The following is a 21,334-nucleotide window of genomic DNA, read 5'->3' on the forward strand; positions in this document are numbered from 1 at the left end:
CGGGTCGCATCGAATCAGGGTATACGAGCTATTTCACTAAACGTAATCGGTTTAACATTCGTAAAACCTTGTCGAGGAGATCCGTCGATGCCCCCGTTCGACACGCACACCGACGCGAGCCGGCACTATCAGTCCGGCTTCGCGAACGACTTCGCCACGGAAGCGCTGCCCGGCGCGCTGCCTATCGGCCGTAACTCGCCGCAGCGCGCGGCGTACGGCCTCTACGCCGAGCAGCTTTCCGGCACCGCGTTCACCGCGCCGCGCGCGCACAACCGGCGCTCGTGGCTGTATCGCATCCGGCCGGCGGCGGTTCACAAGCCGTTCACGCGGGTGAGGGACAACGCGCGGCTGGTTGCCAATTTCGCCGACGTTCCGCCGACGCCGCCAAATCAATTGCGCTGGGACCCGCTGCCGATGCCCGACGCGCCGACGGATTTCATCGACGGCTGGGTGACGATGGCCGGCAACGGCGCGGCCGAGTCGATGACCGGCTGCGCGATTCATCTGTACGCGGCCAACCGCCCGATGCGCGACCGCTTCTTCTACAACGCGGACGGCGAACTGCTGATCGTGCCGCAGCAGGGACGGCTTTCGATTGCGACGGAACTCGGCCGCCTCGATATCGCGCCGTTCGAGATCGCGGTGATTCCGCGCGGCGTGCGCTTTGCCGTGACGCTGCCCGACGGCGAGGCGCGCGGCTACATCTGCGAGAACTTCGGCGCGTTGCTGCAACTGCCGGATCTCGGGCCGATCGGCTCGAACGGGCTCGCGAACCCGCGCGACTTTCTCACGCCGCACGCCGCCTACGAGGACCGCGAGGGCGACTTCGAACTCGTTGCGAAGCTGAACGGCGTGCTGTGGCGCGCGGATATCGGCCATTCGCCGCTGGATGTGGTCGCGTGGCACGGCAACTATGCGCCCTACAAGTACGATCTGCGGCACTTCAACACCATCGGCTCGATCAGCTTCGATCATCCCGATCCGTCCATCTTTCTCGTGCTGCAATCGCCGAGCGACACGCCGGGCGTCGATTCCATCGACTTCGTGATCTTTCCGCCGCGCTGGCTCGCCGCCGAGGACACGTTCCGGCCGCCGTGGTTTCACCGCAATGTCGCGAGCGAGTTCATGGGCCTCGTGCACGGCGTGTACGACGCGAAGGCGGAAGGCTTCGTGCCCGGCGGCGCGAGCCTACACAACTGCATGTCCGGACACGGACCGGACGCGGATACGTTCGAGAAGGCATCCGCGAGCGATACGTCGAGGCCCTCGAAAGTCGGCGACACGATGGCCTTCATGTTCGAAACGCGCACGCTCATCAAGCCCACGCAGTTCGCGCTCGAAACCGCGCAGCTGCAGGCGCATTACTACGAGTGCTGGCAGGGCCTCACGAAACATTTCAACCCGGAGCAACGATGAACGATGCGCTAAAGGCGACGCTCGCCCCGACGCTCAAAAGCTGGATCGAATCCGCGAACGATCCCAGGAGCGACTTTCCGATTCAGAACCTGCCGTTCGGCGTCTTCAGCGACGCGGTGAACGAGCGGCCGCGCGCGGGCGTGGCGATCGGCGACTGGATCGTGGATCTGGCGGCGCTGAAAGACGCGCGGCTGATCGACGCGCACGGCACATTCAGCGAGCCGCGCCTGAACGCCTTCATCGCGCTGGGACGCGAGTCGTGGCGCGCGGTCCGTGTCGCGCTCTCCGCCTTGCTTGCGCGTGATACGCCGACGCTGCGCGACGATGCCGCGCTGCGCCGCCGCGCGCTCGTGCCGCGCGAGACGGCGACGATGCATCTGCCGGTCGAGATTCCCGGCTATGCGGACTTCTATTCGTCGAAGGAGCACGCGACGAATGTCGGCTCCATGTTCCGCGATCCGAAGAACGCACTCCTGCCGAACTGGTCCGAGATGCCGATCGCCTATAACGGACGCGCGTCGTCGGTCGTGGTGAGTGGCACGCCGGTGCGCCGGCCCAACGGCCAGTTGAAGCTGCCCGACGAGCCGCGCCCGATTTTCGGCGCGTGCCGCAAGCTGGATATCGAGCTGGAGACGGGCTTTATCGTCGGGCAAGGCAATGCGCTCGGCGAACCGATCCCGTGCGAAGAAGCCGAGGCGCATATCTTCGGCATGGTGCTGCTCAACGACTGGAGCGCGCGCGACATCCAGCAATGGGAATACGTGCCGCTCGGCCCGTTCAACTCGAAGACGTTCGCGACGACCATCTCGCCGTGGATCGTCACGCTGGATGCGCTCGAACCGTTTCGCACCGCGACGCCCGCGCAGGAGCCAGAGCCGCTCGCGTATCTGCGCCATGCGGGCGATCACGCCTTCGATATCGAGCTGTCCGTTGACCTGCGGCCCGAAGGCGCGGCCACCGCGACGACCATCTCGCGCACCAACTTCAAGCTGATGTACTGGTCGATGGCGCAGCAGTTGGCGCATCACACGGTATCGGGCTGCAACACGCGCGTGGGCGACCTCTTGGGCTCCGGCACGATCAGCGGGCCGACGCCCGACTCGTGCGGCAGCCTTTTGGAAGCGACATGGAATGGCCAGCGGCCCGTGCGGCTCGAAGAAGGCGGCGAGCGCGCGTTCCTTCAGGACGGCGATGAAATCACGCTGCGCGGCTGGTGTCAGGGCGAGGGTTATCGCGTGGGCTTCGGCGAGTGCGTGGGGCGCATCCTCCCGGCGCGTTCCTTGACGTGAGGCATAGAACATGACGAAGACGACAATCGACGTCGAGCGCGCGCTCGGCGATGCGCACCGGCCCGCGTTTCACTTCATGCTGCTCGCGCTGTGCGGGCTGTGCCTCGTGATCGACGGCTTCGACGCGCAGGCGATGGGCTACGTCGCGCCGGCCGTCATCGCCGAATGGGGCGTGCCGAAGTCCGCGCTCGGGCCGGTGTTCAGCGCGAGCCTCTTCGGCATGCTGCTCGGCGCGCTCGGCTTGTCCGTGCTGGCCGACCGCATCGGCCGACGGCCGGTGCTGATCGGCGCGACGCTGTTCTTCGGACTCACGATGATCGCGACCGCCTTCACGCACAGCCTGCCGGTGCTGACCGCGCTGCGCTTCGTGACCGGCCTCGGCCTCGGCTGCATCATGCCGAACGCGATGGCGCTGGTCGGCGAATTCTCCAGCACGCAGCACCGCGTCAAGCGCATGATGCTGGTCTCCTGCGGCTTCACGCTCGGCGCGGCGCTCGGCGGTTTCCTGAGCGCGGCGCTGATTCCGTCGCTCGGCTGGCGCTCGGTCTTCTGGGTCGGCGGCGCGGTGCCGCTCGTGCTCGCGCTCGCCATGTTCGTCGGGTTGCCCGAATCGCTGCAGTTTCTCGTGCTGAAGGGGCATGAAGCCCGGGCGCGCGCGTGGCTCGCGAAGTTCGATCCGTCGCTTCGAATCGACTCGACGACGCGCCTCATCGTCCGGGAAAAAGGCGGCGAGGGCGCGCCGGTGGCCGAGCTTTTCCGCTCGGGCCGTGCGCCTGTCACGCTGATCTTGTGGTCGATCAGCTTCATGAATCTGATCGACCTGTACTTCCTCTCGAACTGGCTGCCGACCGTCATGCGCGATGCGGGGTATTCGCCCGGCATGGCGGTGCTCGTCGGCACGCTGTTGCAGACGGGCGGCGTGCTCGGGACCTTGCTGCTCGGCTGGTTCATCGAGCGCTTCGGCTTCGTGCGCGTGCTGCTCGGGTGCTTCTGCGTCGGCGCGGTTTGCGTCGGGGTGATCGGCGGCGTCGCGCACGTCCAGATGTGGCTCTTCGTGGCCGTGTTCGCCGCTGGCTTTTGCATCGTCGGCGGCCAGCCTGCCGTCAACGCGCTCGCCGGCCATTACTATCCGACGACGCTGCGTTCCACCGGCATCGGCTGGAGTCTGGGCATCGGGCGCGTGGGATCGGTGATCGGACCGCTCGTCGGCGGGCAGATGATCGCGCTCGGATGGAGCAACGTCGAACTGTTTCACGCGGCGGCCGTGCCGGTGTTCTGTTCGGCGATGTTGGTGGTGCTGCTCGCGGTGGTGCGCAGGGAACGGGGTAGCGTGGTGACGGCAGCCTAGTCGGGCAAGGCTGTTCCATCAATCGAAAAAGACAGCCGCGCGATACGCCGATTCGTGCTTGAAAACGCACGGTCGGTAGCCAACAATGAAGTCATCTACACAGCCGGGCGCAGACCCGGCTGCGTCGTATCAATGCCATGCCGTGACGCAACGCGAAACATGCGCAAGCAAGAGCGCATGAGCGCGATGCATTGAGCCGGCCCAGTCGACCTCGGTTTTTCCGGAAAGTGAACATCGAACGCGATTTGGCGTTCGCTTAGTAGTACGTAGGTCATGCATAGCAATGCCTCGTCGAATCACATTAACAAGGAAAAAGATGAAAACCGACCGCATGAGAAAGGCGCTCATTATGGCTGCGGCTGTCGTCGGCATGGCGTTCATGCCGATAAGCGGCATGGCTGGCAATCCCACGCCGAATCCGTATTTATCCGCGCCCAAAGGCGCAATGACACACTTCGATCCCGCGCAAACCGATGCCTTCACGCAAGCGATACCCGCCGGCACGCGAACCGCTTATGGACCGCTCGGCGTCACCCCGCAAGCATCGAATGGATTTCTGAACTTCGTCACGCTCAAATCGACTTCGCCCGATCATGTGTGGGCGGTTTCGAGCACAGGCGTGTCTTATCTCAAAGTCGCGAAGGACGCCGTGACGCAAATGGGCACAACGCTGGCTTTTCCGGGCGCCGTCGTCGTTGCGCAGAATCTATTGACGGCCGTATTGACGCAGCCTTTCACGACCGTGCAGCAGGTTCAGGCCGCGCTTCAGTCGCTCGGGCTTTTGACGGCGGGACAATCGCTCGGTCCGGCTTATAGCCTCGTGGACGCGGACAACGTGCTGTATTCCGGTGCGGTCAACAGCATTGTCGCGGTGGGCCTGATTTCGCCAGATGTGCCCGCGTTGGGCGTCCGCATATTGCGCTCGATGCCGTCATCCGCATTCGTTCAGTCGGGCGAGTCCGTCACGGGGCTGTCGCTGACTTACGACGGCAAACTCGTCGTGCAGGGAACGCGTTCCGTTTCCGTCGTGGATCGCAATTTCAATTCGACGCCGCAAACGCTTCGCTTCGGCAGCGACGAAACCATCTCCAATTCACTGGCCATCGACGAGAATAACGGCATCTATATCGTCAGCGACAAGAAGATGCACAAGGTTGTCTGGACCGGCAGCGTCTTGTCGAATCAGTCGACCGACGGCGCGTGGGAATCGCCGTATCCGACGGGTGATACGTATCCCACGCTATTCGGTTCAGGCTCCGGTTCGACGCCCACGCTCATGGGATTCGGCAGCGATCCGGACAAACTCGTCGTCATTACGGACGGCCTCAAGCGCATGAGTCTCGTCGCATTCTGGCGAGATGCCATTCCGTCGGGATTCACCAATCGCATCGCGGGGCAAATTCCAGTGACGGCAGGCTTGCCGCCCGATACGCAGTACATCCAGTCCGATCAATCCGTCACGGTGGATGGTTATGGCGCTTTCGTCGTAAATAACGTGGGTCCGGGCGGACTGCGAGACACCATAGGCACCATCATTCCCGATGCGATTGCGCGCGGGCCCATTCTCGATTCGCCGCTGGGCGTCGAGCGATTCGAATGGAATCCGTCGACGCATACGTGGGCTTCGGTTTGGGCGCGCGGCGATATCTCGTCCAATACGATGATTCCGGGAAAGAGCATCGCGTCCAATACGGTTTTTGTCAGCGGCTATTACCGGACGAACAATAGCGGATGGGAAATCACGGGGCTCGACTGGAATACCGGGCAAACCGTGCATCGCACGATTCTCGGCACCAGCATTTACGGGAACGGAATGTATGCGCCGATCGAGTTTCTGCCGGACGGCGATTTGTTCTTCAACGGCATTCTCGGCTTCATTCGCGTTCAGTTGCCAAGCGGTCTGGTTTATCCGGCCGGTTTGCCGCTCTGATTCGCGAGGGCGCGCATCAACTCACGCTGGCGGTCGCTCGCCGTTCCCACGCGGCCGCCGCCACGAACGCGAGCGCCGCGGCGAACAGCACCGCGATCAGCGCGTTTGCGCCCGCGCGCCGCATCAAGGTGCCCGCGACGATCGGCCCGCCGAAACTCGCGACGCTCCACGAAGCGCCGACGATCGCCGTCGCCGATACGAGCGCCGGGCCGCGAAAGCGCTCGCCGCACGCGACGATCGAGAGCGTGTAGACGCTGCCCGCCGCCGCGCCGACCACGAACAGCAGCGGCCAGCAGAGCCACGGATACGCGATGGCCCACGGCAGCGCCGGCAGCAGCGCGACGACCACCACGCCCGCGCCCATGTGCACTTTCGCGCGCCCGATGCGATCGGCGAGCCAGCCGATCGGGAACTGCATCGTCGTGTCGCCGAGCAGGATCGCGGAGGCGAACAGCACGCCGGTAGTCGCGCTCACGCCATGCGAGATCGCGAACAGCGGCAACAGCGAAAGCGCGAGCGTGTCGAAGAGCGCGAAGAAGCCCGTGCCGATCACGAGCGCCGGCATGCGCGGCAGCACGCGCCGCCAGTCGCTGTGTCCCGCGTGCTCGATGCCGTCGGCACCTAGGCCCTGCGGCGACACGCGGATCGTCCCGAGCGCGGGCAAGGCAAGCAGAAAGATCGCGCCGCACAGGGCGAAGCGCGTCGACTGCCAGCCGCCCGCCACGCTCACGAGCACCGGCCCGGTCATCTGGAACAGCGTGAAATTCGTCGCGTAAAGCGCGACGACGCGGCCGCGCGTGGAATCGTCCGCGAGCGCGGCGACCCACGCCTCGCCGATGGTGAAGAGCAGCATCAGCGCCGCGCCGCACGCAAAACGCAGCGCGGCCCAGAGCCGCAGGTCGATGGAAAACTGTATCGCGATGGTCGCGAGCGCCGCGACGACGACCGCGCCCATGATCGTGCCGCGCGCGCCGTATCGCGACGCGATGCGGCTCGCGAACGGCGCGACGACGAGTCCGCCGCCGGCCTGCATCGCCGTCATGATGCCGACGACGTCCGACCCGTAGCCCGCCTGCGTCAGCGCGAGCGCGGTGAGCGGCAGCGTCGCGCCGAGGCCCAGGCCCACCACCGCGACGCTCGAAATCAGCGCGAAGAAGTCGCGCGAGAGGACGCCTCTCATCGACCGCGGGCAGCGAGACTCAGGCAGCCTGCCCGATGGCGAGACGGCGCGCGCGCTTGTCGAGCGTCGCGGAGAGCAGCGTCAGCCCGAACGCGCCGCACGCCATCGCGACGCCGACCCACGGCAGCGAGGTCAGCGGCGCGCCGGCGCTGATCGCGCAGCCGCCGAGCCACGCGCCCGTCGCGTTGCCGAGGTTGAACGCGCCCTGATTGAGCGTCGAGGCGAGATTCGGCGCATCGCTTGCGCGGTTGACGATCAGGATTTGCAGCGGCGGCACGATGGCGAACGCGAGCACGCCCCACAGGAAGATGGTGATCATCGCGGAGATCGACTCGTGCATCGTCGCGGCGAACACCGTCAGGATCACCACGATCGACAGCAGGAACGACAGCAGCGAGCGCAGGAGCTTCCAGTCGGCGAGCTTGCCGCCGAGCGTGCTGCCCACCGTCAGCCCGAGGCCGAAGAGCAGAAGCACGTAGGTGACGGCGTGCGGCGAAACGCCCGTCACGTCTTCGAGGATCGGCGTGATATACGTGAACACCGAAAAGAGGCTCGCCGAAGCCAGCACGCTGATGCCGAGCACCATCAGCACTTGTGGGTTCCTGAGCACGTTGAATTCGCGCAGGATGCTGGTTTCGCGCATCTCGATGTGCTTCGGCAGGCACACCGCCAGCGCGCCCGCCGCCGCGATGCCGATGAGCGTCACGACCCAGAACGTCGCGCGCCAGCCGGCGGCCTGACCGAGCGCGGTGCCGAGCGGCACGCCGAGCACGTTGGCGAGCGTGAGGCCGGTGAACATCAGCGCGATGGCTTGCGCGCGACGGTTCGGCGCGACGAGATCGGCGGCGACCACCGAGCCGATGCCGAAGAACGCGCCGTGGCAGAACGCCGTGACGATGCGCGCGCCCATCAGCACCCAGTAGTTCGGCGCGAGCGCGCACAGCAGATTGCCGACGATGAACACGCCGATCAGGCCCATCAGCGCCTTCTTGCGCGGCATCTTCGCGGTGACGATGGCGAGAATCGGCGCGCCGATGGTCACGCCGAGCGCATAGCCCGAGACGAGCATGCCGGCGGCGGGAATCGACACGGCGAGATCGCGCGCGACGTTGGGCAACAAACCCATGATGACGAATTCGGTCGTGCCGATGCCGAACGCGGCAATTGCAAGAGCGAGGAGAGGCAAGGGCATGGCAAAAGGCGGGCAAATGGGCGCGCCGGCCTGCATGGCGACGCAAGGAAGGCTCGAATTCTACCGAAAGGTGATTTTTGGTGCTGGTAGAAACCCTGAGATTGCGCCGCGCCGACAATGCCGGATCATGAGCGGTTCGTTTTATGATCGGCCCGCGCGGCGCAGGATTCTGCATGATTCGGAGTTAGCGGCGCCGCCCAAGTTCTGCATTCTTGCCCGGCACGCGCGAATCGTTGCGCGGCGCGGGTGTTGGAAAAACACAGCACTGACTGAAGAGATATGTCGCCTTTGCAAACCTGCCTGCGCGCGGCCATCGCCTGCGCGGTCCTGCTTGCCACGCACGTTCACGCCCAGAGCGATGCCGCCGGCCCCGTCGCAACGCAAGCGGGCACCGTCTACTTCCTGCGCGACGAGTCGGGCTTCGCGGCGATGCTCGGCACCCAGGCGTTCGACCGCTTCGACGCCCGCCGTCTCGCGCATTTCGATGAAACGGGCAGCAACGGTTCCATCACGCGCGCCCTGATGCAGACGGACGCCGGCCCGGTGCTTTACGACTTCCGCCGCAATCCGCCGCTGGTTCAGCGCGCGGGCAAGCGCATGACGGTGCAGCGCGTGTTCTGGCAAGGCGACGAAGTCGTCATGCAGACGACGGCGGGCTGGTACAAGCTGGAACGCGGGGCGCTGACGAAGCTGCAATCTTCGACGAAGACGTATCACTGAGCGTACGCGGTCACGCGGTCAGGTCCGCACGCCGAACACGCGCTCGCCCGCGACCACGTACACGGCTTCGTTCGCGCGGCGCACGGCGTCGTTGACTTCGAAGCCGCCGGTGAACGCGCCGAACGCCGGCAGCACGCCCGCGCGGCGGCCGAACCGGAAGCACGGCAGCCGCACGCTGTCGACCCGTGTCGCGAGCCGATACACCGGGTGCTCGTGACCGGCGAGCGCGTAGCCGTCGTCCACGTTCTGCGGGTGATGGCACAGCGCCCACGGTCCGAGCCGATACGGCTCCTGCACCAGTTCCACGCCGAAGCGCGACGGCAATTGGCCCGCATGCCGGTCGTGATTGCCCTCCACGAGAATCAGCCGCAACGCTCGATGCGTCACGCGCCACGCATCGAGCGCGGCGAGGGTTTCTTCGGCGTGGGATTCGCGTGCGTGCAGCAGGTCGCCGAGAAACACGATCGACTCCGGGCGATGCGTCGCGATGAGCGCATCGAGCCGCGTCAGATTGTCGGCCGTGGCGCCCGCCGGCACCGGAATGCCGCGCGCGCGAAACACGGCGTCCTTGCCGAAATGCGCATCGGCGATGAAGAGGCTCTTTTCGAGCGGATCGAATGCGGCTCGCTCGGCTGAGAGCACGAGCGCGTGGCCGTTCACATCGATGGTCAGGGCTTCTACTGCCATTGTCCTCGTAGATTCAAGAGCCGGAACTGAACGGCGACTCGGGCGCGGCGCGCAGCGTCTCGCCGAGCAGCTTGCCCATTGCCGCGCCGCATTCCTGCGCCCGGCGCGCGGTCAGAAAACACGCGTCGCCTTCCGCGCGCATTTCGTAGATCGGGATCGTCTTGATGCTCGTGCCGGACGGCTTTCCGTCGATGGCCGCGAATCGCCTGATCGACACATCGGCGACTTCGAGCACCCAAGTGTAGCGGACCGGCATCCCATTCACCGACGAACTCGCCGATGGCGCGATGCGGATGAGATGGCTCGGGCGCATATCGATGAGCGTTTTCGCCGGAGGGCGGCTGTCCGTCGTCGCGGTGCTATCGAGGAGCTGAGTTAGCATGGGCGTGAGCGCTTCCTGCACGGCCTCGCTCATGGACTGCGTGTAAGCGTGGATTTCGTCGGTCAGCGTCGGATCGCTCACGGCTTTGCTATCCACGACGATGAGCACCTTCGTCGCGGGCCTCTTGGCGGATTCATAGAGCGCGTGCTGATCCAGCAGGCGCGGATCGCTGGCGCAGGCGGCGGTGGCGAAAGCGGTGAGCGCGAGAGCGAGCGTACGTATTGTTCTTTTCATGTTGGATGAAGCGTGGTTCGACTGAGAAGCCGCGGCTCGAATGCCGCTGCACGGCCGAAGCGGCCAGCGCGACAGCGTAAAGGCCGATGCCATCGCACGTCATTCGAAGGAGTTCGAAATGTCTCGCAGCGGCCGAGTCAAAGACCGTCCGCACGATGCTTCAGGCTTGCGCCGCCTTCTCCAACTCCGCCAGCATCCGCTCGACGCGATCCGCGAGCTTCTCCGTGCTCACCTTTTCCCGCAGCCGCCCGACGATCAGCGGGAACGCGAACGGCGTCGGCTTCTTCGGATGCGTGAGCGCGAGGCGGCTTTCGCTCATCCGCACGAGCGCGTGGCGCAAACGGCTCAATTCGAGTTCCTGAAGCATCACTTCCTGATCGGCTTGCGTGAGCAGCAGATTGCCGCTGTCGTGCTTGCGAAAGACTTCGTAGAAGAGGCCGCTCGACGCCTGCAATTGCCGCGCGCTTTTCTGCTGCCCCGGATGGCCCTGATAGATGAGCCCCGACACCCGCGCGATCTCGCGAAAGCGCCGCGCCGAGAGTTCCGATGCGTTCAGGCTCGCGAGAATGTCGTGCTCCAGATTGTCGGGCGAGAAGAGTCCTTCCGCGATCAGCGTTTCCCAGTCGAACGGACGCGCCGACAGCAACTCGAAGCCGTAATCGTTCATCGAGATGGAGAACGTGCTCGGCTGATCGCGCGCCACGCGCCAGCCGATCAGCGATCCCAGCCCGATATGCGCCATACGCCCCGCGAACGGATAGCAGAAGAAGTGATGCCCCTCGCGCGATCGCACCGTCTCCACGACCAGCACGCCCGGTCCCGGCAGCGCGGACCACTTCGCCTGCAAGTCGAGCAGCGGCTTGACGGCCTGCATCTCGGGCTCGTCGTAGATGCCGTCGTTCGCGCGGGCGAGCATCACCAGCGCGGCTTCCGCCAGTTCGGACGACAGCGGCATCTTGCTGCCTGCCCATTGCGGCATGGCGCCGCGCGAGGACGTCGCGCGCTTCACGTAAGCGGTCATGTCGCGCACGCGCACGAGTTCCAGCGCGCGTCCGCCGAACGTGAACACGTCGCCGGGCTTCAGTCGCGAGATGAACGATTCCTCCATCGCGCCGATGCGCCCGCCCGTCATATACGCGACGTTGATCGTGGCGTTCGCGACGATGGTGCCGACATTGTTCCGATGCCGCCGCACGAGGTCTTCGCGCGGCACGCGATACACGGCGTCATCGCCCAAAACGACGCGGTGATAGTCCGGATACGCCGCCAGAGAAGCGCCGCCGCGCTCGACAAATGCGAGCGCCCAGTCGAATTCGGCTTGCGTCAGATCTCGATACGCGTAGGCGGTGCGCACTTCGTCGAACATCTCGGCCGCCTTGAATCCGCCGCCGATCGCCACCGTGACCAGATGCTGCACGAGCACGTCGAGCGGCTTCAGCGGCATGTCGCGCCCTTCGATGCGATGTTCGCCGATCGCCCAGCGCGCCGCCGCCGCTTCGACCAGTTCGAGCGCATGCGTCGGCACGATCGTCACGCGCGACACGCGGCCCGGCGCGTGGCCGGAGCGCCCGGCGCGCTGCATCAGCCGCGCGACGCCCTTGGGCGAGCCGATCTGGAACACGCGATCCACCGGCAGAAAATCGACGCCGAGATCGAGGCTCGACGTGCAGACGACCGCCTTCAGTTGTCCGTTCTTGAGCCCGAGTTCGACCCAGTCGCGGACTTCCTTGTCGAGCGAGCCGTGATGCAGCGCGATGAGCCCCGCCCAGTCTGGCCGCAGATCCAGCAGCGCGCGATACCAGATCTCCGACTGCGACCGCGTGTTGGTGAAAACGAGGGAGCTTTGCGCATGTTCGATTTCGTCGGCGACCGGCCCGACCTGTCGCACGCCGAGATGCCCGCCCCACGGAAAGCGTTCGATGGTCTCGGGAATCAGCGTATCGACGACGAGCGTTTTCGGCTGCGCGCCCTGCACGACGACGCGCGGCGTCTTCACCGGATGCAGCAGCGCGTCGTGGGCGAGCGCGAGATTGCCGAGCGTCGCGGACAAGCCCCAGATTTGCAGATCGGCCCGCCAGTGCGCGAGGCGCGCGAGCGCCAGTTGCGTCTGCGTGCCGCGCTTGTTGCCGAGCAGCTCGTGCCATTCGTCGATCACGACGAGCCGCACGTGCGCGAGTTCTTCGCGGGCGTTCGCGCGCGTGAGCATCAGCGTGAGGCTTTCGGGCGTCGTGACGAGCGCGGACGGCATGCGGCGGTTTTGCCGCGCGCGTTCCGTCGACGACGTGTCGCCCGTGCGCAACCCGACGGTCCACGGCACCGCCAGCGCGCTGACCGCGGTTTGCAGGGCGCGGGCGGTGTCGGCGGCGAGCGCGCGCATCGGCGTGATCCAGAGCACGGTGAGCGGGGCGGGGAGCGGCGTCTTTGCGATGTCGGCGGTCGAGTCCGTGGGCTGCGTATCTTGGCGGCGCTTGCGGTTTGCCTTCCCCTTCGGCGGGCCGGCGAACGCGCTCAACGCGCCGAGCCAGATCGCCCATGTCTTGCCCGCGCCGGTCGTCGCATGCAGCAGGCCGCTCGCGCCACGCTCGACCTCGCGCCACACTTCGCGCTGAAATGGAAACGGCTGCCAGCCGCGCGCATCGAACCAGCGCGCGATGCGTTCGTCCATCGGCTTCGCGGCTTCTATCGCGTCGTAGACGAACGGCGCGGGCCGGAAGAGCTCGGCGGCGGCATCCAGCTTGGCTTGCGCGGCCTGCGTGCGCGGCACGCGGCGGGGGCGCGGGGCGCGGCGTCTGGCGCGGGCCGCCGGTTCGGGCGGTTGCTCGTCGCCATATTCGGTTGAGAGTTGATCGTCGCGATTCATGCGGCCGCCTCGCTCGCGTATTCGAAGCGATCGGAAACGCGACGGTCGCCGGGAACGCGAAAGCACTCGCGAACGCGAGAGCCGTCGCGAATGCGAAAGCCGCCGGGAACGCGAGAGCCGTCGCGGACGCGAAGCTCCCTACGAACGCCAGCGCAATCGCGAATGCGAGACACGCTGCGAACGCGAAGCCCGCCACGAACGCAAGAGCCGTCGCGAATGCGGAAACCGCCAAGAACGCGCACGCAATCCCAACCGCCAAACCCACGACAAACGCGAACCCCTCCGCCCGATGCCGTCGCATGCGACGACCTTCCGCGCTTCCCCGCCTCGTCACATGAACAGCGCCCGCTCATGCCATCGCCTCGTTCAAAAAGCCTTTGAGCATGTCGAGCGTATCCGCATCGTCGATGCTTTTATCCGTCCGCCAGCGCAACATGCGCGGAAAACGCACCGCGATGCCCGACTTGTGACGCGGGCTCGCCTGAATGCCTTCGAAGCCGATCTCGAAGACGAGCGTCGGCGTCAGGCTGCGCACCGGCCCGAACTTCTCGACGGTCGTCTTGCGCACGATGGCATCGACCTGGCGCATCTCCTCGTCGGTCAGGCCCGAGTACGCCTTCGCGAACGGCACCAGCGTGCGCACGCCGTCCGCTTCGTCCCAGACCGCGAAGGTGAAATCCGTGTAGAGGCTCGCGCGCCGGCCGTGGCCCGGCTGCGCGTAGAGCAGCACGGCATCGACGGAATACGGGTCGATCTTCCACTTCCACCACGTCCCGGACGCCTTCGTGCGGCCGACGCCGTACATCGACGCGCGCTCCTTCAACATGAGCCCTTCGACACCGCGCGCCCGGCTCTCGTCGCGCAACGCGGCGAGCGCGTCCCAGTCCGAAGCTTCGACAACGGGCGACACGCGCAGCAGATCGACCGCGAGCGTCGACGAAAGCGTATGCGCAAGCGCATCGAGCTTCGCGCGGCGCGCGTGTAGCGGCTCGGTGCGCAGGTCGCGTCCGTCGGCTTCGAGCAGGTCGTAGGCGAGCAGCGCGGCCGGGGAATCGGCGAGCACTTTCTTCGTCAGCGATTTGCGCGTGATGCGCGGCTGAAGACGCGCGAACGGCAACGGCATGGTGGCGCCCGGCTCCCACGCGAGAATCTCGCCGTCGATCACCGTGCCGTCCGGCAGCGCCGCGCCGAGCGACGCCAGTTCGGGAAAGCGCTCGGTCAGCAGATCCTCGCCGCGCGACCAAATCCACACGCGGCCGCTGCGCTTCACGAGTTGCGCGCGAATGCCGTCCCACTTCCATTCGGCGATCCAGTCGGCGGGCGCGCCGAGCGTCGCCGGATCGGCCTGCAACGGATGCGCGAGAAAGAACGGATACGGCAAGCCGATGTCGCTTTCGTGCGGCGTGTCGATGTCGTCGCCCTCGGCCGCCGGCGCGATCAGCCGAAGATAGCGCGCGGCGCTCGGCGCCTGCCGCGAATCGGTCCAGCCGACCATGCGTTGCGCGATGCGCTTGTGATCCACGCCCGCCACCTGCGCGAGCGCGCGCACGACGAGCTGCCGCGCCACGCCCACGCGAAACCCGCCGCCGATCAGCTTGGTCAGCAGGAACCGCTCGCTCCAGTTGAGTTCGTCCCAATAGCCGAGCATGCGCTCGCGCAGCTCGACGGGATTCGCGCCGCGCAGCGTCAGCACGCGATCCTCGATCCATTGCGCGAGGCCGAGCTCCGATTCGCGCTGCGGCGGCGGCAGCACATGCGCGATGGTTTCCGCAAGATCGCCGACCGCCTGATACGACTCTTCGAAGAGCCATTCCGGCAAGCCCGCGCGCTCGCGCGCGAATTCGATCAGAAGACGCGTCGGCACCGACTGGCGCGGCTTGCCGCCCGCGAGAAAGTACGAGGCCCACGCCGCGTCTTCCGGTTCCGCGCCAGAGAAATACGCGATCAGCGCCTCGAGCTTCTCGTTGGTCGAAGTCGTCGCGTCGAGCGCGGCATAGAGCGTCGCGAAGCGTCTCATTGCGACGGCGTCTCCGTCGTGGTTTCGGTGGGCATGTCGGCTTCGATGGTGTCGTCGCCGTATTCGGTCTTGAACGCGCCCGCGTCGAGCCCTTGCTCGCACAGCCAGCGCACCATCGGCTCGATCTGGCCGTGCGTGACGATCACGCGTTGTGCGCCCGTCGCGCCGATGGCCGTTTGCAGTCCGGGCCAGTCCGCGTGATCCGACAGCACGAAGCCGCGATCGACGCCCTTGCGCCGCCGCGTGCCGCGCAGGCGCATCCAGCCGGAGGCGAACGCATCGCTGTAATCGCCGAAGCGGCGCATCCACGTGCTGCCCTGCGCGGACGGCGGCGCGACGATCAGCGCGCCTTGAAACGCCGCCTTGTCGCGCGCGGCGATCTCGCTCACGAGCCGCGTCTCTGGCAGCGCGACGCCCGATTCACGGTACGCGCGATTGAGCGGCTCCACCGCGCCATGACAGAAGATCGGACCGATGCCCGCGTCGATGCCCGCGAGCAGCCGCTGCGCCTTGCCGAACGAATAGCAGAAGAGCACCGACGCGCGGCCTTCTGCCGCGTTGTGCCGCCACCATGAATCGATGCCTTCGAACACGGCGCGCGACGGTTCCCATCGGTAGATCGGCAGGCCGAAGGTCGATTCGGTGATGAAGGTATCGCAGGGAACGGGCTCGAACGGCGCGCAGGTCGGATCGGGCTCGACCTTGTAATCGCCGGACGCGACCCACACGCGCCCGCCGTGCTCCACGCGCACTTGCGCCGAGCCAAGCACATGCCCCGCCGGATGAAGCGACACCCGCACGCCGTTTACATCGATGCGCTCGCCGTAAGCGAGCCCTTGCACGTCGATGCCCGGCAGCCGCGAGAGCAGCACGCCGAGTCCCGCTTCGGCCGTGAGATAGCGCGCGTGACCGAAGCGCGCGTGATCGGCATGGGCGTGCGTGATGACCGCGCGCTCGACGGGCCGCCACGGATCGATATAGAAGTTGCCCGGCGGACAGTACAGGCCCTCGGGACGCGCGACGATGAGATCGGCGGATGTGTTCACGGGCTTTTCGGTCGTGCTCCTGAGAAGTGTCGTGCAGGCAACAAAGCACGTGACATGCCCGTCATGGCGCTTTCATGAAGAGCGACTACGGTGTAAAAGGTTTGTTCAGCATCGTCTTATTTTCGTCCGAGAACGAAGGAGCCGGTTCGAGCCGCGAGGCTCGTTGCAATGCCTTGTCTCACGTGATCTTCCGCTGGTGTTTTGGAATGAAGCCGAATATGGACACGATGGTTGCGTCGACTGCCGCAGAGGCGGTCTGGATTGTCAGGCTCAGGAGCCATCCGCAGTATGACTTCGTGCGTCTGAAGCGGGTGTTTGCCGAGCCCGGGTCGCGCCATCAGGTCGTGCTCGTGGATGTCAAACGGCTCCTGCAATGCGCCGACCGCGACGACACCGACTACGTGCTCAAGGCCGTCGACGACTGGCACGCGGGCAAGGTGCGCGGCATCCGCGAATTCCTCGACCCGGACAACCCGCGCGTGCCCGAAATGCCGTACGTGACCATCAGCGTGCGGCGCGCGGAAGGCTTGCTCGGGCTGATCGGCGTGCATCGGGAGGGCGTCGTCGCGTTTCGCAACGGACAGCATCGCGCGCGCTACATGGCGCACGCCGGCGCGCTTTGCATGCCGGTGGAAGTGCACGAACGCGAGGCCGATCTTTTGCGCGCGATGTGCGCCGCGCCGGGCGATGCGGTCGCGGAGTACGGCGAGGTCTGATGCCGTGGCGATGTGTCACGCAGGCGACGCGTCGACGACATTACGCGGCGCGCCGTCTGCCCATGCTTTCACGTTGCCGAGCGTCGTCGTCGCGATTTCGATGAGCGCCTCGCGCGTGAAGAACGCCTGATGCGCGGTGATGATGACGTTCGGAAACGTGAGCAGCCGCGCAAGCACGTCGTCCTGCAAAAGGCGGTCCGAGTGGTCCTCGAAAAAGAGGCCGCCTTCTTCCTCGTACACGTCGAGCCCCAGATGCCCGAGCTGGCCGCTCTTGAGCGCGCCGACGAGCGCGTTGCTTTCCACGAGCCCGCCGCGGCCGGTGTTGATGAGCATGGCGCCGCGCTTCATGCTGGCGAGCGCGCGTTTGTCGATCAGGTGATACGTCGAAGGCAGAAGCGGGCAGTGCAGCGACACGATATCCGAGTTCGCGAGCAGTTCGTCGAGCGACACGTAGCGCGCGCCGCGCGCGAGCAGGTCTTGCGCGGGCGGGCCGGGATCGTACGCGAGCACTCGCGTGCCGAAGCCCGCCATGATGTTGCCGAACACGCGCCCGATGATGCCCGTGCCGATCACGCCGACAGTCTTGCCGTGCAGATCGAAGCCGAGCAGGCCGGTGAGCGAGAAGTCGCCTTCGCGCGTGCGGGCCACCGCGCGATGCAACCGGCGATTGAGCGTGAGGATCATGCCCACGGCGTGTTCCGCCACCGCATGCGGCGAATACGCGGGCACGCGCGTCACCGTGATGCCGAGGCGCTTCGCCGCGTTCAGATCGACGTGATTGAAGCCCGCCGAGCGCAACGCGAGCAATCGCGTGCCGCCCGCGTGCAGCTTTTCGAGCACGGCTTCGTCCACGCTGTCGTTCACGAACGGGCACACGGCCGTGTAGCCCTGCGCGAGCACGGCCGTCTGCGCATCGAGATGCGCTTCCTGAAAGTCGAGTTCGATGCCGAAGGCTTCGCTCGCCTGCCTGAAGGTGTCGGCGTCGTACGGTCGCGCGCTGAAGAGAATGAGGCAGTGCGGGTTCGGGCGGGTGTTTGTTGTGGTCATGTCGGGCCGGCTGCGTTCAGGTTGAGGGAACGCGCGCCGGCCCGGAATGCCAGGAGCCGGCGGTGCGCGTCAGTGCGTCGTCGGGCTGCCGGAGGTCAGGCCAACGTTTGCGCCGGCGGTCTGAAAAGCGGCCGGCGTCTGTCGATAGATCTCGTCGGGCTTGTTATTGGCGGCGTTGACTTCCTTGGTGAGTCTTTCGAGCGCGTAGTCGATAAAGAAGCGCGTCTTGGCGGGCAGATACTGCCGCCCCGGATAGACGATCGACAGCTTCATCTCGGGGTCGTCCACGGAATAGTCCGGCAAGAGGCGCACGAGCGTGCCGTCGTTGATGTCGCCCGCCACGATGCCTTCCGGCAGGATCGAAAAGCCCATGCCGCGCAGCGTCGCGAGACGCACCATCAACGCGCTGTTGACCGAATAGACCGCCGAGAGCGTCACCTGTTCCGATGACCCGTGGCGGTGCCTGAAGTGCCACGACGAACTGCGGATCTCATTCGGAAGCGCGACGCACGGCATGCCTTGCAGGTCGGCCGGCGAGGCGGGCATGCCGTGCTCGGCCACGAAAGCCGGTGTGGCGACCGGAATGAGCGCGCTCACGCCGATGGGCCGTTCGACGAGCGCCGTGCTCGACACCATGAACGCCGCGACGATACCGACGTCGTATCCGTCCTCGACAAGATCGACGTGACGCTCGGCAAGCGTGAGGCGCACGTTGACTTTCGGATACAACTTGCGGAAGCCGTCGATGAGCGGCGTCAAAGTAAGAAGCGAAAGCGCGCTCGATGCGACTACGCGAAGCGTTCCGCTCGGCTCGCCTTCCGTATGCGTCACCGCGGATTCCAGATGATCGAGTTCTTCCAGTAATGCGCGGCAGCCCTCCAGATAACGCGTGCCGGCTTCAGTCAACGACAGATTGCGAGTCGTGCGGTTAATAAGGCGTGTCCTCAGATGCGCTTCAAGCATCGCAATTGCGCGAGTAACGAGCGCATTCGAAACGTCGAGTTGCTGTGCCGCGCGCCGAAAACTTTCTGTGTCGGCAACACGGACAAATACGCGCATAGCATGAATTTGGTTCATCTGAATGCCCTCTCTCTCTGTTGTGCCACGGTGACGTGGGCTGATAAATCTCCCCGTTTCACGCCCACTTTTCGATGTACCACCACTGCATAATATTGACAGAATGAAGAAGTTGCAATATCAGAATAAATAATCGGTCCCGCCGAGGAAATAGTTTCCGGATCCAGAGGATTTTAGTCGTGATTGTGCTAGCTATGGTATTCCATACTGACAGCATTGATATTTGTGGTAGTTCTTTTTAAATCTTGTTCGCGCATGGCGTCGCTGTCGGCTTTCCCATGGGGAAAACGATATAAGAGCAGCGTATTTATACGGATGTGCTTAATTAGTCCGGTTATTGCGCTACTGGTTTATCGGTTGCTTAATTAAAACTCATCGGGCGCGAAGCGAGCAAAGCTTTTATCAATGGCGCGCTAGATATTTAGGCGCGGCCGTTGTTTCAGAAAGCGCGGCCTTATCCTCCAAAAGCCGAAAGGATGAACCGACTCATGCTATGGCACCTTCTTGCGACACAACCGGAAATCGCGCTTTTCGCCAGTTTGGCCATTGGTTTTTTTATCGGCTCGTTCAAGTTCGGTCCCATTCAGCTTGGCGGTGTCTGCGGCACGTTGATCGTCGCGCTGATTCTCGGTCAGAGCGGCGCGCGCATATCGCCGGATCTGAAAAACACTGCCTTCGCGCTGTTCATTTTCGCGCTCGGTTTTACGGGCGGTCCGCAGTTTTTCGCGAACATCGGGCGCGGCTGGCGGTACGGCGCGCTGTCGCTTGTCGAGGTCATTGTCGTGGTCGCGCTCGTGCTCGGCATCGCGGCGATGCTCAAGCTCGATCCGGGCACGGCGGCCGGTCTGCTCGCGGGCGGCGCGACGGAATCGGCGGTGATCGGCACGGCGTCGGAGGCGGTCGCGCGGCTCGGCTTGCCCGCCGCCGAGACTGCGCGCCTTCAGGCAAATATCGTCACCGCGTACAGCGTCAGCTATCTCTTCGGGCTCGTGACGATCGTGCTTTTCGCGAGCCAGTTCGCGCCGCTCATCTTGCGCGTGAATCTGCGCGACGAAGCCGAGCGCGCCTGGCGCAAGCTCGGCGGCGACGGCGCGCTCGCGGAAGGGCAGACGCCCGCCATCATGCCGCTCGCCGCGCGGGACCTGAAGGTGACGGCCGCGGCCGGCAGCAGCATCGGTGAGCTGGAGAAGCGCTTCGGCCACAACATCAGCGTGCAGCGCGTGGTGCGCGACCGTTCGGTCATCAAGGGGCAGCCTTCGGTGACGCTGAAAGCGGGCGATCGCATCGTGATCGCGGGGCGGCGCGAGGCGCTCGTCGAGGCGATTCCGTGGGTCGGCGAAGAAGTGTTCAACGGCGGCGGCTCGGATTACTTCGTCGAAAAAGTCGACGTGATGCTCACGAACCGCGCGCTGCACGGACTCACGCTCGCGCAGGCGCGCGCCCGCGCGAATCCGGCGGATGGGCGCGGCGTGTTCGTCGCGGCCGTGACGCGTCTGGACAGCACGGTGCCCGCGCTGCCCGGCACGCAGGTGCAGCGCGGCGACGTGCTCACGCTCGTCGGCAGCAAGGAAGACGTGACGCGCGGCGCGGCGAAGCTCGGCTACATCATTCGCGCGACGCAGAAGACCGACTTCGTGTTCCTCGGGCTCGGCGTGCTGGTCGGCATCGGCATCGGGCGGCTGTCGGCGCACGTCGGCGGCATCGACCTGTCGCTCGGCACGGGCGGCGGCTGTCTGCTCGCGGGGCTCGTATTCGGCTGGATCCGCTCGCGCTATCCGGTGATCGGCTCGCTGCCGTCGGCGGCGGCGCAAATCCTGAAGGACTTCGGGCTATGCACGTTCATCGCGGCGGTCGGCCTCTCGGCGGGCGCGGACGCGCTGCGGCTGATCCGCGAATTCGGCATCGCGCTGCCGCTGGCGGGCATCGTCATCACGCTCGTGCCGGCGCTCGCGTCGCTCGTCGTCGGGCGCGTGCTGCTCAAGCTCGACGTGCCGATGCTGCTCGGCGCGATCGCGGGCCAGCAGTGCAGCACGCCGGCGATCAGCGCGCTCGTCGGCGTGACCGGCAACGCGACGCCCGTCATCGGCTACACCATCACCTACGCCGTTTCGAACGTGCTGCTGCCGCTGCTCGGGCCGCTCGTCGTCGGACTGGTGAGCAAGCTCGGCTAGAACGATGAACATCGGGGGTTCA

General features: G+C 65.6%; 16 protein-coding genes. 7 read left to right on the plus strand and 9 right to left on the minus strand.

The window, feature by feature from the left end:
- The first annotated feature begins 87 nt into the window (after positions 1 to 87).
- From hmgA to NCR34_RS03445, 4 genes are all read left to right on the plus strand, one after another.
- The gene (hmgA, locus tag NCR34_RS03430) at positions 88 to 1,416 is read left to right on the plus strand and encodes a homogentisate 1,2-dioxygenase (protein WP_248321384.1); all 1,329 of its coding nucleotides are present in this window, start codon (positions 88 to 90) and stop codon (positions 1,414 to 1,416) included.
- Positions 1,413 to 2,705: a fumarylacetoacetase gene (fahA, locus tag NCR34_RS03435; RefSeq protein ID WP_250499047.1), complete on the plus strand. Its 1,293-nt coding sequence runs from the start codon at positions 1,413 to 1,415 to the stop codon at positions 2,703 to 2,705. The genes hmgA and fahA overlap by 4 nt, the downstream gene beginning before the upstream one ends.
- A 10-nt stretch (positions 2,706 to 2,715) precedes the next feature.
- Positions 2,716 to 4,053 (plus strand): MFS transporter, encoded by a 1,338-nt coding sequence (locus tag NCR34_RS03440; RefSeq protein ID WP_250499048.1) that lies wholly within the window; start codon positions 2,716 to 2,718, stop codon positions 4,051 to 4,053.
- Positions 4,054 to 4,369: 316 nt separating this feature from the next.
- Positions 4,370 to 5,983 (plus strand): hypothetical protein, encoded by a 1,614-nt coding sequence (locus NCR34_RS03445; RefSeq protein WP_250499049.1) that lies wholly within the window; start codon positions 4,370 to 4,372, stop codon positions 5,981 to 5,983.
- A gap of 16 nt (positions 5,984 to 5,999) precedes the next feature.
- Here the strand turns inward: NCR34_RS03445 and NCR34_RS03450 are convergent, their stop codons facing one another.
- Positions 6,000 to 7,163 carry an MFS transporter gene (locus NCR34_RS03450; RefSeq protein WP_250499050.1) on the minus strand — a complete coding sequence of 388 codons (1,164 nt, stop codon included), beginning with the start codon at positions 7,161 to 7,163 and terminating at the stop codon, positions 6,000 to 6,002.
- A gap of 19 nt (positions 7,164 to 7,182) precedes the next feature.
- Complete coding sequence (locus NCR34_RS03455; protein ID WP_250499051.1) at positions 7,183 to 8,355, minus strand: MFS transporter; 1,173 nt, start codon at positions 8,353 to 8,355, stop codon at positions 7,183 to 7,185.
- Between the two features lie 279 nt (positions 8,356 to 8,634).
- Between NCR34_RS03455 and NCR34_RS03460 the strand changes: the two genes are divergently transcribed.
- A complete protein-coding gene (locus tag NCR34_RS03460; protein ID WP_250499052.1) occupies positions 8,635 to 9,075 on the plus strand; it encodes a hypothetical protein in 441 nt (146 codons plus the stop codon).
- Positions 9,076 to 9,093: 18 nt separating this feature from the next.
- Here the strand turns inward: NCR34_RS03460 and pdeM are convergent, their stop codons facing one another.
- From pdeM to NCR34_RS03485, 5 genes are all read right to left on the minus strand, one after another.
- Complete coding sequence (gene pdeM / locus NCR34_RS03465) at positions 9,094 to 9,762, minus strand: ligase-associated DNA damage response endonuclease PdeM (RefSeq protein ID WP_250499053.1); 669 nt, start codon at positions 9,760 to 9,762, stop codon at positions 9,094 to 9,096.
- A gap of 13 nt (positions 9,763 to 9,775) precedes the next feature.
- A complete protein-coding gene (locus NCR34_RS03470; RefSeq protein WP_250499054.1) occupies positions 9,776 to 10,378 on the minus strand; it encodes a hypothetical protein in 603 nt (200 codons plus the stop codon).
- Positions 10,379 to 10,538: 160 nt separating this feature from the next.
- Positions 10,539 to 13,238 (minus strand): ligase-associated DNA damage response DEXH box helicase, encoded by a 2,700-nt coding sequence (locus NCR34_RS03475; protein ID WP_250499055.1) that lies wholly within the window; start codon positions 13,236 to 13,238, stop codon positions 10,539 to 10,541.
- A gap of 349 nt (positions 13,239 to 13,587) precedes the next feature.
- Positions 13,588 to 15,255, minus strand: a complete 1,668-nt coding sequence (locus NCR34_RS03480) for an ATP-dependent DNA ligase (RefSeq protein ID WP_250499056.1) — start codon at positions 15,253 to 15,255, stop codon at positions 13,588 to 13,590.
- Complete coding sequence (locus tag NCR34_RS03485) at positions 15,252 to 16,301, minus strand: ligase-associated DNA damage response exonuclease (protein WP_250499057.1); 1,050 nt, start codon at positions 16,299 to 16,301, stop codon at positions 15,252 to 15,254. The genes NCR34_RS03480 and NCR34_RS03485 overlap by 4 nt, the downstream gene beginning before the upstream one ends.
- 218 nt (positions 16,302 to 16,519) lie before the next feature.
- On the opposite strand from NCR34_RS03485, the gene NCR34_RS03490 reads away from it, so the two are divergent.
- Complete coding sequence (locus NCR34_RS03490) at positions 16,520 to 17,017, plus strand: plasmid fertility inhibition factor family protein (RefSeq protein ID WP_248321400.1); 498 nt, start codon at positions 16,520 to 16,522, stop codon at positions 17,015 to 17,017.
- A 15-nt stretch (positions 17,018 to 17,032) separates the two neighbouring features.
- Here the strand turns inward: NCR34_RS03490 and NCR34_RS03495 are convergent, their stop codons facing one another.
- Together NCR34_RS03495 and NCR34_RS03500 are read right to left on the minus strand one after the other, a co-directional pair.
- On the minus strand, positions 17,033 to 18,064 hold the full coding sequence (locus NCR34_RS03495) for a 2-hydroxyacid dehydrogenase (RefSeq protein ID WP_250499058.1): 1,032 nt from the start codon (positions 18,062 to 18,064) through the stop codon (positions 17,033 to 17,035).
- A 69-nt stretch (positions 18,065 to 18,133) separates the two neighbouring features.
- Positions 18,134 to 19,141: a LysR family transcriptional regulator gene (locus NCR34_RS03500; protein ID WP_250499059.1), complete on the minus strand. Its 1,008-nt coding sequence runs from the start codon at positions 19,139 to 19,141 to the stop codon at positions 18,134 to 18,136.
- 488 nt (positions 19,142 to 19,629) lie between these two features.
- On the opposite strand from NCR34_RS03500, the gene aspT reads away from it, so the two are divergent.
- Positions 19,630 to 21,312, plus strand: a complete 1,683-nt coding sequence (aspT, locus tag NCR34_RS03505; protein ID WP_250499060.1) for an aspartate-alanine antiporter — start codon at positions 19,630 to 19,632, stop codon at positions 21,310 to 21,312.
- The last annotated feature ends 22 nt before the right edge of the window (positions 21,313 to 21,334 follow it).

It is taken from the genome of Caballeronia sp. GAWG1-5s-s, from assembly GCF_023631445.1.
Lineage (GTDB): Bacteria > Pseudomonadota > Gammaproteobacteria > Burkholderiales > Burkholderiaceae > Caballeronia.

What these genes read in the sequence shown, in the direction of transcription:
- NCR34_RS03455 (WP_250499051.1), bottom strand. Translation starts at nt 8,355, where the DNA reads ATGCCCTTGCCTCTCCTCGCTCTTGCAATTGCCGCGTTCGGCATCGGC.
- NCR34_RS03500 (WP_250499059.1), bottom strand. Translation starts at nt 19,141, where the DNA reads ATGAACCAAATTCATGCTATGCGCGTATTTGTCCGTGTTGCCGACACA.
- NCR34_RS03440 (WP_250499048.1), top strand. Translation starts at nt 2,716, where the DNA reads ATGACGAAGACGACAATCGACGTCGAGCGCGCGCTCGGCGATGCGCAC.
- fahA (WP_250499047.1), top strand. Translation starts at nt 1,413, where the DNA reads ATGAACGATGCGCTAAAGGCGACGCTCGCCCCGACGCTCAAAAGCTGG.
- NCR34_RS03495 (WP_250499058.1), bottom strand. Translation starts at nt 18,064, where the DNA reads ATGACCACAACAAACACCCGCCCGAACCCGCACTGCCTCATTCTCTTC.
- NCR34_RS03475 (WP_250499055.1), bottom strand. Translation starts at nt 13,238, where the DNA reads ATGAATCGCGACGATCAACTCTCAACCGAATATGGCGACGAGCAACCG.
- NCR34_RS03490 (WP_248321400.1), top strand. Translation starts at nt 16,520, where the DNA reads ATGGACACGATGGTTGCGTCGACTGCCGCAGAGGCGGTCTGGATTGTC.
- NCR34_RS03450 (WP_250499050.1), bottom strand. Translation starts at nt 7,163, where the DNA reads ATGAGAGGCGTCCTCTCGCGCGACTTCTTCGCGCTGATTTCGAGCGTC.
- NCR34_RS03470 (WP_250499054.1), bottom strand. Translation starts at nt 10,378, where the DNA reads ATGAAAAGAACAATACGTACGCTCGCTCTCGCGCTCACCGCTTTCGCC.
- pdeM (WP_250499053.1), bottom strand. Translation starts at nt 9,762, where the DNA reads ATGGCAGTAGAAGCCCTGACCATCGATGTGAACGGCCACGCGCTCGTG.
- NCR34_RS03445 (WP_250499049.1), top strand. Translation starts at nt 4,370, where the DNA reads ATGAAAACCGACCGCATGAGAAAGGCGCTCATTATGGCTGCGGCTGTC.
- aspT (WP_250499060.1), top strand. Translation starts at nt 19,630, where the DNA reads ATGCTATGGCACCTTCTTGCGACACAACCGGAAATCGCGCTTTTCGCC.
- NCR34_RS03460 (WP_250499052.1), top strand. Translation starts at nt 8,635, where the DNA reads ATGTCGCCTTTGCAAACCTGCCTGCGCGCGGCCATCGCCTGCGCGGTC.
- hmgA (WP_248321384.1), top strand. Translation starts at nt 88, where the DNA reads ATGCCCCCGTTCGACACGCACACCGACGCGAGCCGGCACTATCAGTCC.
- NCR34_RS03480 (WP_250499056.1), bottom strand. Translation starts at nt 15,255, where the DNA reads ATGAGACGCTTCGCGACGCTCTATGCCGCGCTCGACGCGACGACTTCG.